Origin of the sequence: Sphingobium sp. LB126, from assembly GCF_002795205.1 — a bacterium.
GTDB lineage: Bacteria > Pseudomonadota > Alphaproteobacteria > Sphingomonadales > Sphingomonadaceae > Sphingobium > Sphingobium chungbukense.
On the sequence record NZ_NETV01000003.1, the window covers coordinates 113,060 to 126,458 of the forward strand.

A 13,399-nucleotide genomic window follows, 5' to 3' on the forward strand; every position below is an offset into this window, starting at 1 on the left:
CGGCATCGCAACCCATCGCTTCAATGTTCGATGAGTGTTCCGATACCACCGCTCGCCGCAGCCCGATCCGCACTCCCGCCCAGGGGAGAAAAGATCGCCATCGGTTGTCTGGCCTGCTCTCCGGTCGGGGCTCCGCCCCTCCCTGCGATCAGGCCAGACAACCGATCCTACCGGCCATCATAGTTGCCGCTGAACCGGCCATCGTAAATGTCGCCGCGCAGTAGGATGGTGCTGGCAGGAGATCAGAATGCACGAGTTTATCGACAGTTCGGACGACGTGCTCGCCCTCGCAGTCTCAGGCAAGATCACCGGCTCGGATCTTGACGCGATCATGACCCGATTGGACAGCGCGATGGCGCGACACGAAAAGGTGCATATGTTCGTTGAGACGCGGACGATCGACGGCATCGAATTGTCGGGCTTGCCCGCTTACACCGCCCGGGCAATGCCCCTCTTCGGGAAGCTCAACCGCTTCGGACGCGTTGCCATCGTTGCAGATCAGGCCTGGATTCGCTTGGCCAGCCGCCTTGAAAGCGCAATTCTCCCGTTCATCAGCTACCGCGTGTTCGAGCCCGATCAGCGCGCCGAGGCACTCGCCTGGGTTGACCCTGCGAAGACGCAAAGCGGGGCCTGAACACGAGCTGCAGCACTGAGATCGGCCGCTTGGTCCACGATCCCTGCTATCTTGACGCGGGGCGATCAAGCACCGGACATCCCCTCGCAGCCTCGCGATGGATCGCGGCAACCATGGCATTTTGGCGGTCGCTTCTCTCCCGCTGAAAGCGGTCAACCGCCGCTTGCCGCGCCCGAGCCTCATCAACTGTGAGATCCGTCTTTCCCAGATCCGGCAATTCGCTTCCGGCTTTCGCGCTCTGCGCGCGATACCATTGAACGAATTCCTGGGTGAGCTCGGGCGAAAACGCCCCGCCGTGCCGCTCGGCATAAGCAGCCTCCGCTTCGATCGCAGAGGCCATATCCCGGAGTTTCATCGCCGCCGCCTGTGCCTTGGCGGCGCACTCCCGTGGTGGCAGCGCACTCTCCTTTGCCGTCGCAAGGCCACCTTGGGCCAGGAGGGCGCTACCGGCAATGACAACTGCCATCCATTTCATCTCGAACCCCCTCCGCGCAACCTTGCGTTTGACCATTCCTAATCGGGCAAAGCGGCGCGCCGTATGGCCGTTCGGACAGTGCCGCCCCTTGTGAACAAAGATTGAACATGCTAGTGAACTTCCTGGGAGTTCACCATGCGAACCGTGAAATTCGACATCGAAACCTATAATAGGACCAAGGCTTCGGGCACGCCGGTCTGCACGCATGTTGACGAGGAATATTGCGAAATAGGGACGGCTGTCGATCACGATGGCAATCCTACGCTCGGCGGTCGCATCGGCTATGCATTGGCCTATCTGCTCATGGCTGGCTGCGTCGGCTATTTCGTCCTGTTCGTCTAAAGCTCCTCATTCTCGCAGCTTGGGATCATGGAAGAAGCCATGGTCCCTGCCCCGGTTTACCTCGCTTTGAACATCGACCGCGCCTTGGATGCGTTGACCGCGCATGGATTGGGCAGCCTCACGCGTCAGGTCGATATCCGCCCTGCCCTCTTCGATTATGTCCGCTGCCGTCGATGACTGGCCGCCTCCGGGACCGGCCGGCACTCCGGCTAGCCCGCGAGGCTGGTAGGCCGCCCGAACGTCGGCAGCGCTATCGACGGAGGGATGGTGCACATCGACGAGATCGGGCGCATGGAGCCTGCCCTCGATCTCGGACCGGATCGACGCCTGCTTTTCGTCCATCCAGCGCGTGATCATCTCCTGCCGAACCGCTCGCTGCTGATCGGTCAAGTCGGTCGCCCAGAGCTCCGGCGCGTCGAGCCCCGGATTTGCGACCTGCTGGTGGCGATACCATTGGGCGAGATCCTGACTCAGGTTCTCGCTCAATTGCATTCCATGCGTCTCCGCATAGCTCGCGTCGCGCGAGAGCTGCTGCGACAGCTCATCGAGCCGTCGCGCGGTTTCCGAATAGGATTTCGCCAGAGCCAGGGAATCTTCGGTGCTGACCGACGACGAATCCGTCCTTGAGCCACGGGCGAAGACACCGCTCCGAGCATAGGTGCCTTCCGACGTCGAAGCGCCGCTACCGTTCGCATGCTCGTCACGAACCCCGCTTGACGAGGTGTTGCCGCTCTCACTGCTCCGAGAATCGTCCGTCGTCCAATTCATGGTGTCCATCTGGCTACCCGACTTGGACACATTGATTCCGAGCCCCGGCAGCCCGCGCCCACCCGAGCCTCCGTTGCCGCCACCGCGGCGGCCGCCAAGGCCGGCCGAAAGTGCTCCACCGATCTGATCGGATATCTGCGCTTGGCGATCGTGCCGCCCCGAAACGCGCTCGCTTTGCGAAATCGTCGATCGCTCTTCCAGGCCCTGGGTACTGCTGCCCGTGCGCCGATCGAACTGCTCTACAGAGGCATTCGCCTGATTGCCGCTGCTCGATTCCCAACCCCGCGTATGCTCGGTTGAGCTTCCGAACGTGCTGCGGTTCGCATGGGTCGCGGTCAGAATCTCGTTGGCGGCATTCTCATAGGCACGCGCCTGGCGATGCGCCTCGCTGGCCATTTCGCGCCATTCAGCGACCGATCCCGATGTCATCGTCGGCGTGAACCCAAGGCGCGAGATGGCCGCGGATGTATCATATACCTCCTGGCCGTTGCCGAACCCCGTCACCATGGCGCCATTGTCCTGACGCCACCCGAAGCTGGCGCCGCCGCCCATATAGGTGGGCGCCGTCGACCATTGATCGGCCTGCCGCATGTTCGACGTGGCATTCGCCCAGCTCACGTTGCCATACGAATAGTTGCCGGTCGTCTGTTCCAGCGCCGCCGCTTCCGCAGCGTTCTGCGCCGGCGCGAGCATGGACATGGAATGCCCGGCAATCGACATCGCGCCGCGCGCGAGGCCTGCCGCGAGAAAGGGCACGCTCATAAGCATGAAGCCAGCGATCGTGGCGGTCTCGCCATTCACCGCCCCGATCCCCGCATAGCTTGCGAGCGTAACGCCGCCTTCCGCGACGCCTGTCGCTGCCGACGTCGCCCGCGTCATGCAGATCATGTGAAGGATGACGTAAAGCGGCCCCCATGCGGCGAGATAGAAGAACCCTGTCACATAGCCCTTCAGCGTCGAGACGCCCGTCTGAGGCATCAGGAAGAGCGGGAAAACGACCGGGAACATGGCGAAGAAGACCACCGTCAGCACGATGTTCAAAATCGGAACCCATGCCATCGCCTGCTGAGCGATCGAATTATAGGTGTTGCGCGCCTGAATGTCGGCACGGGTCTGCGCGAAGGTGTCGATCTCTGCGGCGCCCGTCCCGCCGGACATCGAATTTCGGGCCTGCATGAAAGCATTGATTGCTGTGTTCTGGCGCATCACCTCAGCAAAGTTGTTGCTCGTGCCCGTGAAGGCCGCACTGACGATGGGAACGTCGTGTTTGAGCTTGTCCGCCGCCAGAGCGTTGCTGAGCTTGGGATAGACCTCCTTGCCCCAAAGAGGCGCGTTGGCCTCGATCATTGGACCCCATTGCGCGTCGAGCGCCTGGTACGCCTGCCGGCAAGTGATGATGAAGCTGTTAACCGTTCCGTCACCTTGTCGCTCAAGCCATTGCTGCGATCGGGCTTCCGAGCCCGGCCCGACCGCAGCCCAGAGATCGGGCGCCTTCGCAAGATTGGTCAGCGACTTCTGATAAAGCATCACATCGCCGAACAGGCAGTTCTTGAAATGGTTTTCGAGGTTGGTCGAGAACTCCGCATCGCGAATGATGAAGTTGCGCGTCGCATCGAACAGTCGCGCGCCATACACCATGCCGTTCGTCGAGTAGTTGAGCTCGCTCGGCATGACGAAGACGGTCTCGGCCGTCCGCGTCAGCCAATCGCCCACCTGTGTCGTGAAGCTCGCAAGCACCCCCAATCCCATCGGTACATTGTCGACCGTCGATGGCGTCAGGCCCGGGTTGATGCGATCCGTTACCTTGATGTCCACCGTCGGGACCATCAGGCAAAGATAAATGGCCGTCGCTTGCAGGAACCAGTTCAGCCACGCCTTATAGTTGAGCGTGAAGGCCACCACGAGCAGCGAATAGATGAGGCCCATGACCATGACGACGCGGATGAGCGAGCGATAGCCACCGCCTCCCGACCACGCCGCGACTGCGTTGAAGATGTTTACGAGATACTCGCCGCCACCAACCGTGAAGACCTCAAGCATCGGTCTGCCCCCGCGCCTAGTTCAGACCCTGTGCGTTGAGGCCGCGCGAAAAGTTCAGCGCGGCCGCCATACCGGGCGTCATGGAATTCTGGAGCGTCGATTCCAGCATAATGCTTCGGTTGATGATCTGCATCGTCACCTGGAGCTTGTTGTTCAGCCGGACGTCCCGTTGGCTGAATTTCGCCCGGGTAGACGCGATTTGCTGTTTCCACTGCGTCGCGGTCTCTTGATCGAAGGTCTGATAATGAACCTTCGCCTGCTCGACCCGGTCGAGCATATTGTCGAGCATCGCCGAAAGCAGGTCGACGGCGACGATCTCGGACAGCGTCTCGATCTCGCCTTCCGTCAACGCATAATGCGCATAGGCCTGAACTCCCAGGATCTTATAGATCGGAACCGTGGCGAGGTTGAGGAGCTGCTTCTCGGCGGCGTCCAGCGGAGTATCGGAGCGGATCTTGTCGCTCATCGACCTGATCATCGTGGCGATCCGCGGCCGCAGCGCGGACGAAGCGGGGACGGAGAGCGTCTGCTCCCCCACATCGTAGCAATTCTCGTCGTTGCACTTCAGTATCTTGACGGGCGGCGCGTCGGCCGTGCCATCGAGCAACGCAGTGACGACCGCTTCTTCGGCAGGTCCGAACATCACGACCTTCCCGCCCACGCTCGGATCGGTCGACGGCGTGGTCACGACCGTTCCCACCAGCGTCATGATATATTCGGAGAATGTCTTGTCGAATGCGCCGAACTTCGCCGATTTCTTAAGGGCCTCCCATGTGTAGTTATGCGGTTCTCCGACCAGCTGGTCTTTCATCGACGCGTCTGTGTTTCCCGCGATGGTCGAATCCCGCCTGTTGCCGTTGTTGCAACCCTGGCGGGCTGCCGCCCAGTCCGAGAATACGCCCTGGCTGTTGCCGACGGCTTCGCAGATCGTCGCGCGCGTGGTCTCCATCTGCGGCCAGATTCCGCCGACCAGCGCCTGCGCCGTCTCGCAGCTCGAGATGTTCATCTGATTGAGGAGCTGCGCCTTCTGGCTGAACTCGTCCATCACCTTGCCGATCTCCGGCGAAACAGAATCGATGGCGAGCTTGAAGGCAAAGCCGAGCGCATTGTTGGCGGTCGCCTTCAGCATCGCGATGATCTCGCTGGCATTGATGAAGGAGAAGCTCCCACTGAAGAGGTCGATACCTCCACATCCCGCACGCGCGCTCGGAAGCTGAAGATTGAACGGCTGGACGCTTTTCTGCGGGAAGCGGGTCCAGACATTACCCAGCGAGTAATAGCCCGCCGATTGACCCTGAAACGCCGATGGGCCGGTGACGTTCGCCGCGCCGCCCACGTCCGAAAAGAAGCTGTTCATCTCGGAGGCGACGTCGGCCCGGGCGGTCCCGGTGCACGCGAGATTGGCCATAGCCAATATTCCCGCCCAGGCAGCGGACGAGCGAAGCACACGGCCGATCAAGCCGCGACGGCGAACCTGTTCCATCAGAAGTCGCTCCCCACCTTGGTGTTCGTCAGCGCGAAAATGCGATCCATGATCTCGTCGGCGCTGAGAATCCCATATCCCACCGGAATCGTGCGTTTGGTGACGGTGTCGAACAGTACGAGCGCCGGCGTCTCGTTACCCGGGACGCCCATGCGCGCGCGCTGGCCCGCATCGACGACATAATTTGGAAAATCGCGGCTCGGCCCGCCGTCCATCGAAACCGCCATCACCGCCATGCCGTGACTGTCGGCCACCGATCGCAGGATCGGTGAAAACAGGTCGCATGCGCCGCAGCTCTGCGCATAAAAGTAGAAGAGCCCGTAGCGTTGGCTAAGGTTCGCCATAACCGCATCGCGATCGGCGCGCCGGTTATCGAGCCAGGCTCGCTTGCCCACCGTCGAAACAGGCCGCTGCAGCGTGTAGTCGAGATCGGGGTTCTGCCACAGCGCGCGCTGCCAGGTGTCTGAGAAGGTCGAAGCACGGTCGAGCTGCTCGCGCTGAAATCGGACGTAAGCGATGACATTTTCCTCGGTCGGATCGAGGATCGCCCGTGCCTTGAGCTCGTCGAGCTGGCGGGTGATGGCGGACATGCGCTCGACCGCGCTCGACGGGACCGGGACGGCTTGCTTCTCCGGCTCCGTCGCTCGCGGCTTGCTGCAATAGAACCATTGACCGAGCCTGCGTTCTGCACAGTAAAAGTCATCGCCGGCATCGGCCCGCTCGACGCCATCCGACGCTCCATCGCGCGGCTGGGCCGCCGCGGGAACAGCCAGGCCAGCGAGCGAAAGCGCCAGAAGCGGCGCCGCCATGATTGGATGCATGGACAAACTTCCTTTCTGATAGATGCTCTCACCCACGAGCCTCATGCGCGGGAGGGAACGGGAAAGGTCGGCCGCGGCGGAGACGTCCGTAGGCGCCGCGCCGGTCGATTCCACCGAAACGCTGCGCATCGCGTCCTTGACCATGCTATTTGCCGTGCAGGTCATAGTACCCCTGAATTTTCAGCTGGATCTGGGTCATCGTCTCGACTTCGTCCGGAAGCCGCGCGGCATCGACGAACTCGGCATAGACCTCGGTGAAATCCATGAGGGAAAGGTCGAGCCTGGCGAATTCCTCGATCGTAAAGCCAAGGCACTGCTCCTTCTTGGGAGCGCCCCAGGGCTTGCTGAGCTGAATTTGTTGATTACCGTTGAGAAGTGACCCGGGATTTCCACCGAGAAGTGACCCGCCTGATATTATGTTTCGGATGTCATTGATGGGTCAAGGTGCAGGTTTCTCCTTTCTGGGTTTGGCCTGGTGGGCCGAGCTGTTTTTGAACCGGAAGCTGTCGTTGCCGGTTTCCAGGATATGGCAGTGATGGGTGAGCCGATCGAGGAGCGCGGTGGTCATCTTGGCGTCACCGAACACGGTGGCCCATTCGCTGAAGCTCAGGTTGGTGGTGATGATGACGCTGGTGCGTTCGTATAATTTGCTCAGCAGGTGGAAGAGCAGTGCGCCGCCTGATGCGCTGAACGGCAGATAGCCTAGCTCGTCGAGGACGACGAGGTCGGAGTGGACGAGCCGGTTGGCGATCTGCCCGGCGCGCCCCTGGGCCTTTTCCTGTTCCAGGGCATTGACCAGCTCGACCGTGGAGAAGAAGCGGACGCGCTTTCGATGATGCTCGATAGCCTGAACACCCAGCGCCGTGGCGACATGGGTTTTGCCGGTGCCCGGTCCGCCGACCAGCACGATATTGTCGGCAACGTCGATGAAGTCGCAGCGGTGCAACTGGCGCACCAGCGCCTCATTCACCTCGCTGCTGGCAAAGTCGAAGCCGGCGAGGTCGCGATAGGCGGGGAACCGCGCGACCTTGAGCTGATAGGCCACAGACCGCACCTCGCGTTCGGCTGTTTCGGCTTTCAGCAACTGGGAGAGGATCGGCACCGCCGCCTCGAAGGCGGGCGATCCCTGCTGCATGAGGTCGGTCACAGCCTGGGCCATGCCGGGCATTTTCAGGCCGCGCAGCATCACGACGAGGGCGCCGGTGGCGGGATCATGACGCATGACGGTTCTCCCGGCGCAGGGCATCGTAGCGTTCGACATTGGCCATCGGCTCACTGACCAGCCTCAACGCCTGTGGCGCCGTCACCGGCGGCGTCGAGAGCGGCTTTCCATCAAGCAGCCGGTGCAGCAGGTTGAGGATGTGCGTCTTGGTCGGAACGCCTGCATCCAGCGCCATGGCGACGGCGGTCAGCACCGCCTGCTCGTCATGATGGAGGACCAGCGCCAGGATCTCGACCATCTCCCTGTCGCCGCCGGGGTTGCGCAGCAGATGCCGTTGCAACCGCTGGAAGGCATCGGGCAGTTCGAGGAACGGCGCGCCGTTGCGCAGGGCGCCGGGCTTGCGTTGAACGACGGCGAGATAATGACGCCAGTCATAGACGGTGTGGCCGGGACCATCATGGGATCGGTCGATGATGCGCTGATGCTCGCATATGACCTGTCCCTCTGCGACGACCAGGAAGCGATCGGGATAAACCCGAAGGCTGACGGGCCGATTGGCGAAGGACGCCGGAACGCTGTAACGGTTGCGTTCCAGGTGGATCAGGCAGGTTGGCGAGACCCGTTTGCCATATTCGACAAAGCCATCGAACGGTCTGCCCACCGGCATCAGGCTTTCCACTTCATCGCCCCAGGCATCGGCGACCGAACCCGGTTCGATCCCGTGCGGGATATCCTGCCACAGCGCCTTGCAGCGCTCCTCCAGCCACAGGTTCAGGGCATCCAGGCTTTCCGCCTGCGGCGTGGGTTGCCATAGCCGATGACGGGCATCCTGGACATTCTTCTCGACCTGGCCCTTTTCCCAGCCCGCTGCCGGATTACAGAACTCGGCCTCGAACAGATAGTGACTGACCATGGTGAGGAAGCGGTTGTTGACGTTGCGCTCCTTGCCGCGCCCGACCTTGTCGATGGCGGTGCGCATATTGTCGTAAATCCCACGGCGCGGAACGCCGCCCAGCACGCGGAATGCGTGATTATGGGCATCGAACAGCATCTCGTGGGTCTGGAGCAAATAGGCCCGCACGAGGAAGGCCCGGCTGTAGCTGAGCTTGAAGTGCGCCACCTGCAGCTTGGTGCGCACGCCGCCGATGATCGCCCAGTCCTCGCTCCAATCGAACTGGAATGCTTCCCCCGGTGCGAAGGACAGCGGCACGAATGTCCCGCGCCCGCTCATCTGTTGCTCACGACGATAATCATCGCGCCAGTCCCGGGCAAAGGCCGCCACCCGATTGTAGGAGCCGTCATAGCCCAGGCTGACCAGATCAGCATGCAGCTGCTTCATCGTCCGCTTCTGCTTGCGGGTCCGACCCATCTCCCGTCTCAGCCAGGCTGACAGCCGCTCCGCGAACGGGTCCAGTTTGCTCGGCCGATCGGGCACCTTGAACCGCGGCTCGATCGTGTCCGAACGTAGATATTTACGGATCGTATTACGTGACAGCCCGGTACGCCGCGCAATCTCGCGGATCGAAAGATGATCGCGGAAATGCCAGCGCCGGATAACGCTCAATAACGCCATGTCCAACACTCCATGACCCCTCGCTCGTCAATGCCAGGGGTGAGTTCAACATGGGTCACTTCTCAGTGGAAATATCGGCCCTTCCCGGGTCACTTCTCAACGGTAATCAACAAGGAGGCGAACAGGAGGGCGGCGATCACGACGATCGCCAACTCTGCGCGCCCGGTCTCTTTCAGGACTGACTGCATGTTGGGTTCCCTTCAATTGGAGACGCGACGAGAACCGCGCCCAGGGAAAGCTGACCAACCCGCGGCCGGGTCGTCACGGGCAGCCGGGGTGACGGGGGAAGAATCTTTCGCCGATCGAGGCCCTGCCCCGAACGCCGGGCGGCCTGCCCGCTCATTCGGGGCATGGCGCCCCGGATTACGGGGCAGACTGGCCCGGAATGCGGGACAACTTGCCCCGGAAATTGCGGCGCTGGTGGCGTCCCGGTAGACTCGGGGCTACGACTCAGCAGATATTAACCATCGAGACTCCAGGCTCCGTCGCAGTAGTCAGCGCCATGCTGCCTTTCAGGAAGAAGGATTCATCTCGACGTGGGGACGACGGCCGCCGAACACGAAGGCTTTGTGCTCGATGTCTCCGGATATCTCTTTCGGCTGACCACCGAGTGCCTGCGCCTATTCTCCAATGAGACGAACGAGCATCAGACGCTCGTATCGCTGGTCGCGGCGCGGCTCGCCGAACCGGGTGCCGCGGGCAGGCATGAAGTGCGCACGATGCGCGAGCATTTCGCGGCGATTCCGACCCATGGCGACGTGAAAATCCGGCTTCCGCTCTCTGATGCGAATGCCCAGGCGCTTGAGGAAATGCGGCAGGCTCTCGGCCGCCGCCTCGACACCACACTGACGATCGGCGACGCGCTTTCGGCGCTGCTGTTCGACTATGTCGTCGAGCTCAAGACCTCGCAGATACTGGACCGGTTGTCGCTTGAGCAGCGCCTTGACGGGGGCGAACCGGGGCGCACGAGCACGCGGCTAAACTAGGAAATCGCCCGATCTTCGCGAGCTATATCGCGGTATCTGCGCTGGAATATTGCGCTCACTCTGGCTCCAACGACGCTTGCAAAGCGGGATTCACCGTGTTTGCCTTGTCCCCTAACGGGGAGGTTCGGGGGCTAATGTCGTCTCGCGCCACAGCTGGATCATAGTTCGTGCTCGAGCCGGATGACGAAACGATCCTGCGCGATTTCGTACCGCTCATTCGGTGCATGATGGACCGAAAGGACATCCCGCAACGCAAGCTCGCCGCCCTCACCGGCATCAGCAAGACGCGCCTGGGACTGCTGCTGCACAGCGACCCCACGAAGCGGTCGCCCATGACTGTGGACGAGCTTCAGATCATCCTGCACGCGCTCGGAACCGACATCGTCGCGGCCTATGTGCGCATCAAGGCAAGCGGGACGATCCCGCAGCCCCTGATCGAGCGCCATGACGTGCTCTTCACAATGATCTGCGACGCATTCGTCGACATGCCGGAAGGCCTGATCGTTCTGCTCGAAGAACTCGAAGGCATCGATGGCTCGGAAGTCCGCCCGGAATGGGCGGTGCCGGTCAGGCGAGCCGTCGTCCGGAAACTGCTGGACGAGGTGAGCGCCAAGCTGGCCCGCCGTGCACGCCTGGCCGAGAGCGATGACTTCCGGATCTAGCCCGACCGGATTCGGCGCCGGGCCCTTCCCCGCCGCGCTCCTAGAAGAGCGAGACGCTCGCGACGCGCGCGGGCGGCACCGACCGAGGCGGGAAGACGCTTGCGGTCTGGCGCGGCAGCACGGTTGCTTGCCGGTAGACGCCGCTCAAGCGCGCCCAGTTCATGAGGACATTGTCGACATAGGCCTGCGTCTCGGCGATGCGCGGCACGAGCCCGCCACGGACGCGGCCAGGCCCGGCATTGTATGCGGCAAGCGCCAGATGATAATGGCCGAACCTGTCGAGTTGCTGGCGAAGATATCTCGCTCCGCCGCGCAGATTATCCTCGACGCTATAGCGGTTCACTCCCAGCGAGGCAGCCGTCCCGGGCATCAGCTGGGTCAGGCCGAAGGCGTTCTTGGGCGACAGCGCATCGGTGCGATAGCGGCTTTCGCGAATGATCATCGCATCGAACAACCCGACCGGAATGCCGTATTCGCACGCGATCCCGCTCATCAGCTGATAATAGCTGGCGCGCCTGCTCTCAGCGTCCGCCCTCAAGAATCCTGTCGGCCGATAGGGAAGGACGCCGCAGCCTGGCTCGAAGCGATTGGCCGCGAAATCGAAGCTCGCGCCGCCGCGCATCCACGCAGGAACGGGGATGGCAGGCGCCGGCGGCAACCATTCGGCGGAGGCGGCCGAGCCTTCACTCCCGGCGCTTCCGCTTGCTGCCTGCTCGAGCGCAACGCCGCTGTTCGTGAAGCTGTTCGCCATCTGGAATTCCACCCACCGGCGGCTGAGGTCATGCACCCGAAAGTCCGGCGGACGGGCACCGGTCGACACCGGGTTGGGCACGCTCGGGGGTTCGGCGGCTGCATCCGGCCGGCTCTCCGGCCCGGGCGCGGTCATCGTGATGAGCTGCACTCTGCGCGCGGGCTTGGCCTCTTTCCCCTGGGCTGCCGCGCCCCCCGACACGACCAGCGCCACAATGCCGAAACCGATCCCCAACGCCCTCATTGCACCCTCCCTGCTACCGAAACAGGCCAAGGGAAGATCAGCGGCCGCCGGGTTGTCAATCCGCGTGCCCGAGCAGTGTCAGCCTCAAAAATCAAGATCAGGAGGCGCCGATGTGGCTGATCCCGCGCAATACGGACGGGACCCGCGCAGGGAGAATTGCGCTTCCCGCGCCCGTCCGAGAGGCTCTCGTCCGCTGGTATGTCGGACAGGGTTCGCGCGCCGACGAGGAAGCGGGGATCATGCTTGTCCAGCAGGCGCGCATCGGCGAGAGGTGGATCGCCTGCGACTGTTTGTCGGCCGACGCTCCGCCCCCGATCCTGACGCCGGCGTTCCTGTCGGAAGCAGAAACCTACTATCTGCGCCGTCTCACCAGCGTTAACCGTCCCGAACACAGGGCGGACTGCCCGTTCTTCCGCGATCAGGCCACCAACCGGCTGAGCGAAGTGCGAACGCAGGAGAGCCCGGCCGATCCGCCGACCGGCTATTTCGAGGTGCTGCGCCCGGCGCCCGAGAAGCTGGCGCAGCGTCCCGAAGAGGAAAGCAGCGACGACAGAACGCGCCAGGCCTCGGTGCCAAGGCTCGCCCGATTGCTCTGGCGTCTTATCAACCTCTCCGGTCTCAATCGTACGCTCTGCCTCTCCGACGAGAACCCGGAACATTCGATCAGCGACGAGTTCAAGACGCTGGCCATCGCGGCGCAGCGCGTCGAAATCGCACCGGGCATCGAGCTCGGCCGTGCCCTCTGGACGCATGCACAGGCGCTCCACAGCAAGCGCATCTATGCCCGCTTGCGCGAGCTCTCCCGAGTCTGGCCGCCCGGGCATGCGCCCCAGGGCTTCCTCGCGCTCTTCACGCAGAAGTTCGAAGGTTCGACGATCCATGTCGCCGGGAGCGATCCTGTCGTGCTGGCGAACCGCGTCCAGTCCCCCTCGATCCGCGGGAACACGATCAAGGGCCCCTATCTGACGATCGTCGTGGCGGGCCAATATCCCGAAGCGCATGGCTATGCGCCGCTTCGCGGCTATGCCCAGCCGATCTACTCGGGAAAGCGCTTCATCCCTGTCGATTCCGAGTTCGAGCGCGCGGTGCTGCGTGACCTGCTGCGGCTGCGCTGGTCCTTCGATCGCGCAGGGCTCGACCTTCTCCTCGAAAAGCCCGTGTTCGACACGCTCACGCCAATCGGATCATGCCGCCCGGATTTTCTGTTGGAAGCGCGCTCGCGCAGCACCGGCGAAACGCGGGAGATCATCGTCGAGGCAATGGGATCCACCGATGAAACCTATCTCGCCGCGAAAGCCGTGACCCACCCCCGCATGCAGCAGATCGCCCCGGTTCTGTGCGTCTCTCCGGACGACGTGGAAGAGGCGCGGATCGCGCCGCTCGTGCGGAAGGCGTTCGGCTTGTGACCGGCCCCTCTCGTTCCGTTTCGAGAGAGCGGCCTCGGACCGATGGCGCCTGC

At 62.8% G+C, this 13,399-nt stretch carries 12 protein-coding genes and 1 pseudogene; 5 read left to right on the forward strand and 8 right to left on the reverse strand.

Going from position 1 to position 13,399, the window contains the following annotated elements; genetic code table 11:
- Nucleotides 1–247: 247 nt before the first annotated feature.
- Entirely contained in the window at nucleotides 248–634 is a 387-nt protein-coding gene (locus CAF53_RS22030; protein WP_020818488.1) for an STAS/SEC14 domain-containing protein, read from the forward strand.
- Nucleotides 635–680: 46 nt separating this feature from the next.
- Here the strand turns inward: CAF53_RS22030 and CAF53_RS22035 are convergent, their stop codons facing one another.
- On the reverse strand, nucleotides 681–1,109 hold the full coding sequence (locus CAF53_RS22035) for a hypothetical protein (RefSeq protein ID WP_125445839.1): 429 nt from the start codon (nucleotides 1,107–1,109) through the stop codon (nucleotides 681–683).
- Between the two features lie 135 nt (nucleotides 1,110–1,244).
- Between CAF53_RS22035 and CAF53_RS22040 the strand changes: the two genes are divergently transcribed.
- Nucleotides 1,245–1,451 (forward strand): hypothetical protein, encoded by a 207-nt coding sequence (locus CAF53_RS22040; RefSeq protein WP_020818490.1) that lies wholly within the window; start codon nucleotides 1,245–1,247, stop codon nucleotides 1,449–1,451.
- 6 nt (nucleotides 1,452–1,457) lie between these two features.
- Here the strand turns inward: CAF53_RS22040 and CAF53_RS22045 are convergent, their stop codons facing one another.
- From CAF53_RS22045 to istA, 6 genes and pseudogenes are all read right to left on the reverse strand, one after another.
- On the reverse strand, nucleotides 1,458–4,259 hold the full coding sequence (locus CAF53_RS22045) for a conjugal transfer protein TraG N-terminal domain-containing protein (protein ID WP_020818491.1): 2,802 nt from the start codon (nucleotides 4,257–4,259) through the stop codon (nucleotides 1,458–1,460).
- Nucleotides 4,260–4,275: 16 nt separating this feature from the next.
- Nucleotides 4,276–5,676 (reverse strand): conjugal transfer protein TraH, encoded by a 1,401-nt coding sequence (locus tag CAF53_RS22050; protein ID WP_025160431.1) that lies wholly within the window; start codon nucleotides 5,674–5,676, stop codon nucleotides 4,276–4,278.
- Between the two features lie 65 nt (nucleotides 5,677–5,741).
- Nucleotides 5,742–6,563, reverse strand: coding sequence for a conjugal transfer protein TraF (locus CAF53_RS22055; RefSeq protein WP_025160430.1), 822 nt, complete (start codon nucleotides 6,561–6,563; stop codon nucleotides 5,742–5,744).
- A gap of 145 nt (nucleotides 6,564–6,708) precedes the next feature.
- Nucleotides 6,709–6,921, reverse strand: a pseudogene (locus CAF53_RS28340) (conjugal transfer protein TraN); the annotation flags it as partial.
- Nucleotides 6,922–7,002: 81 nt separating this feature from the next.
- Complete coding sequence (istB, locus tag CAF53_RS22065; protein ID WP_100236963.1) at nucleotides 7,003–7,785, reverse strand: IS21-like element helper ATPase IstB; 783 nt, start codon at nucleotides 7,783–7,785, stop codon at nucleotides 7,003–7,005.
- Nucleotides 7,775–9,298 carry an IS21 family transposase gene (gene istA / locus CAF53_RS22070; protein ID WP_100236964.1) on the reverse strand — a complete coding sequence of 508 codons (1,524 nt, stop codon included), beginning with the start codon at nucleotides 9,296–9,298 and terminating at the stop codon, nucleotides 7,775–7,777. Before istA ends, istB begins: the two co-directional genes overlap by 11 nt.
- Nucleotides 9,299–9,834: 536 nt before the next feature.
- Here istA and CAF53_RS22075 point away from each other — a divergent pair.
- Complete coding sequence (locus CAF53_RS22075) at nucleotides 9,835–10,284, forward strand: hypothetical protein (protein WP_020818510.1); 450 nt, start codon at nucleotides 9,835–9,837, stop codon at nucleotides 10,282–10,284.
- Nucleotides 10,285–10,451: 167 nt separating this feature from the next.
- A complete protein-coding gene (locus tag CAF53_RS22080) occupies nucleotides 10,452–10,946 on the forward strand; it encodes a hypothetical protein (RefSeq protein ID WP_020818511.1) in 495 nt (164 codons plus the stop codon).
- A 40-nt stretch (nucleotides 10,947–10,986) separates the two neighbouring features.
- Here CAF53_RS22080 and CAF53_RS22085 read toward each other — a convergent pair whose 3' ends face one another.
- Nucleotides 10,987–11,940 carry a transglycosylase SLT domain-containing protein gene (locus CAF53_RS22085; RefSeq protein ID WP_021223069.1) on the reverse strand — a complete coding sequence of 318 codons (954 nt, stop codon included), beginning with the start codon at nucleotides 11,938–11,940 and terminating at the stop codon, nucleotides 10,987–10,989.
- A gap of 110 nt (nucleotides 11,941–12,050) precedes the next feature.
- Here CAF53_RS22085 and CAF53_RS22090 point away from each other — a divergent pair, with 110 nt between their 5' ends.
- Complete coding sequence (locus CAF53_RS22090; RefSeq protein WP_020818513.1) at nucleotides 12,051–13,346, forward strand: hypothetical protein; 1,296 nt, start codon at nucleotides 12,051–12,053, stop codon at nucleotides 13,344–13,346.
- Nucleotides 13,347–13,399: the final 53 nt, after the last annotated feature.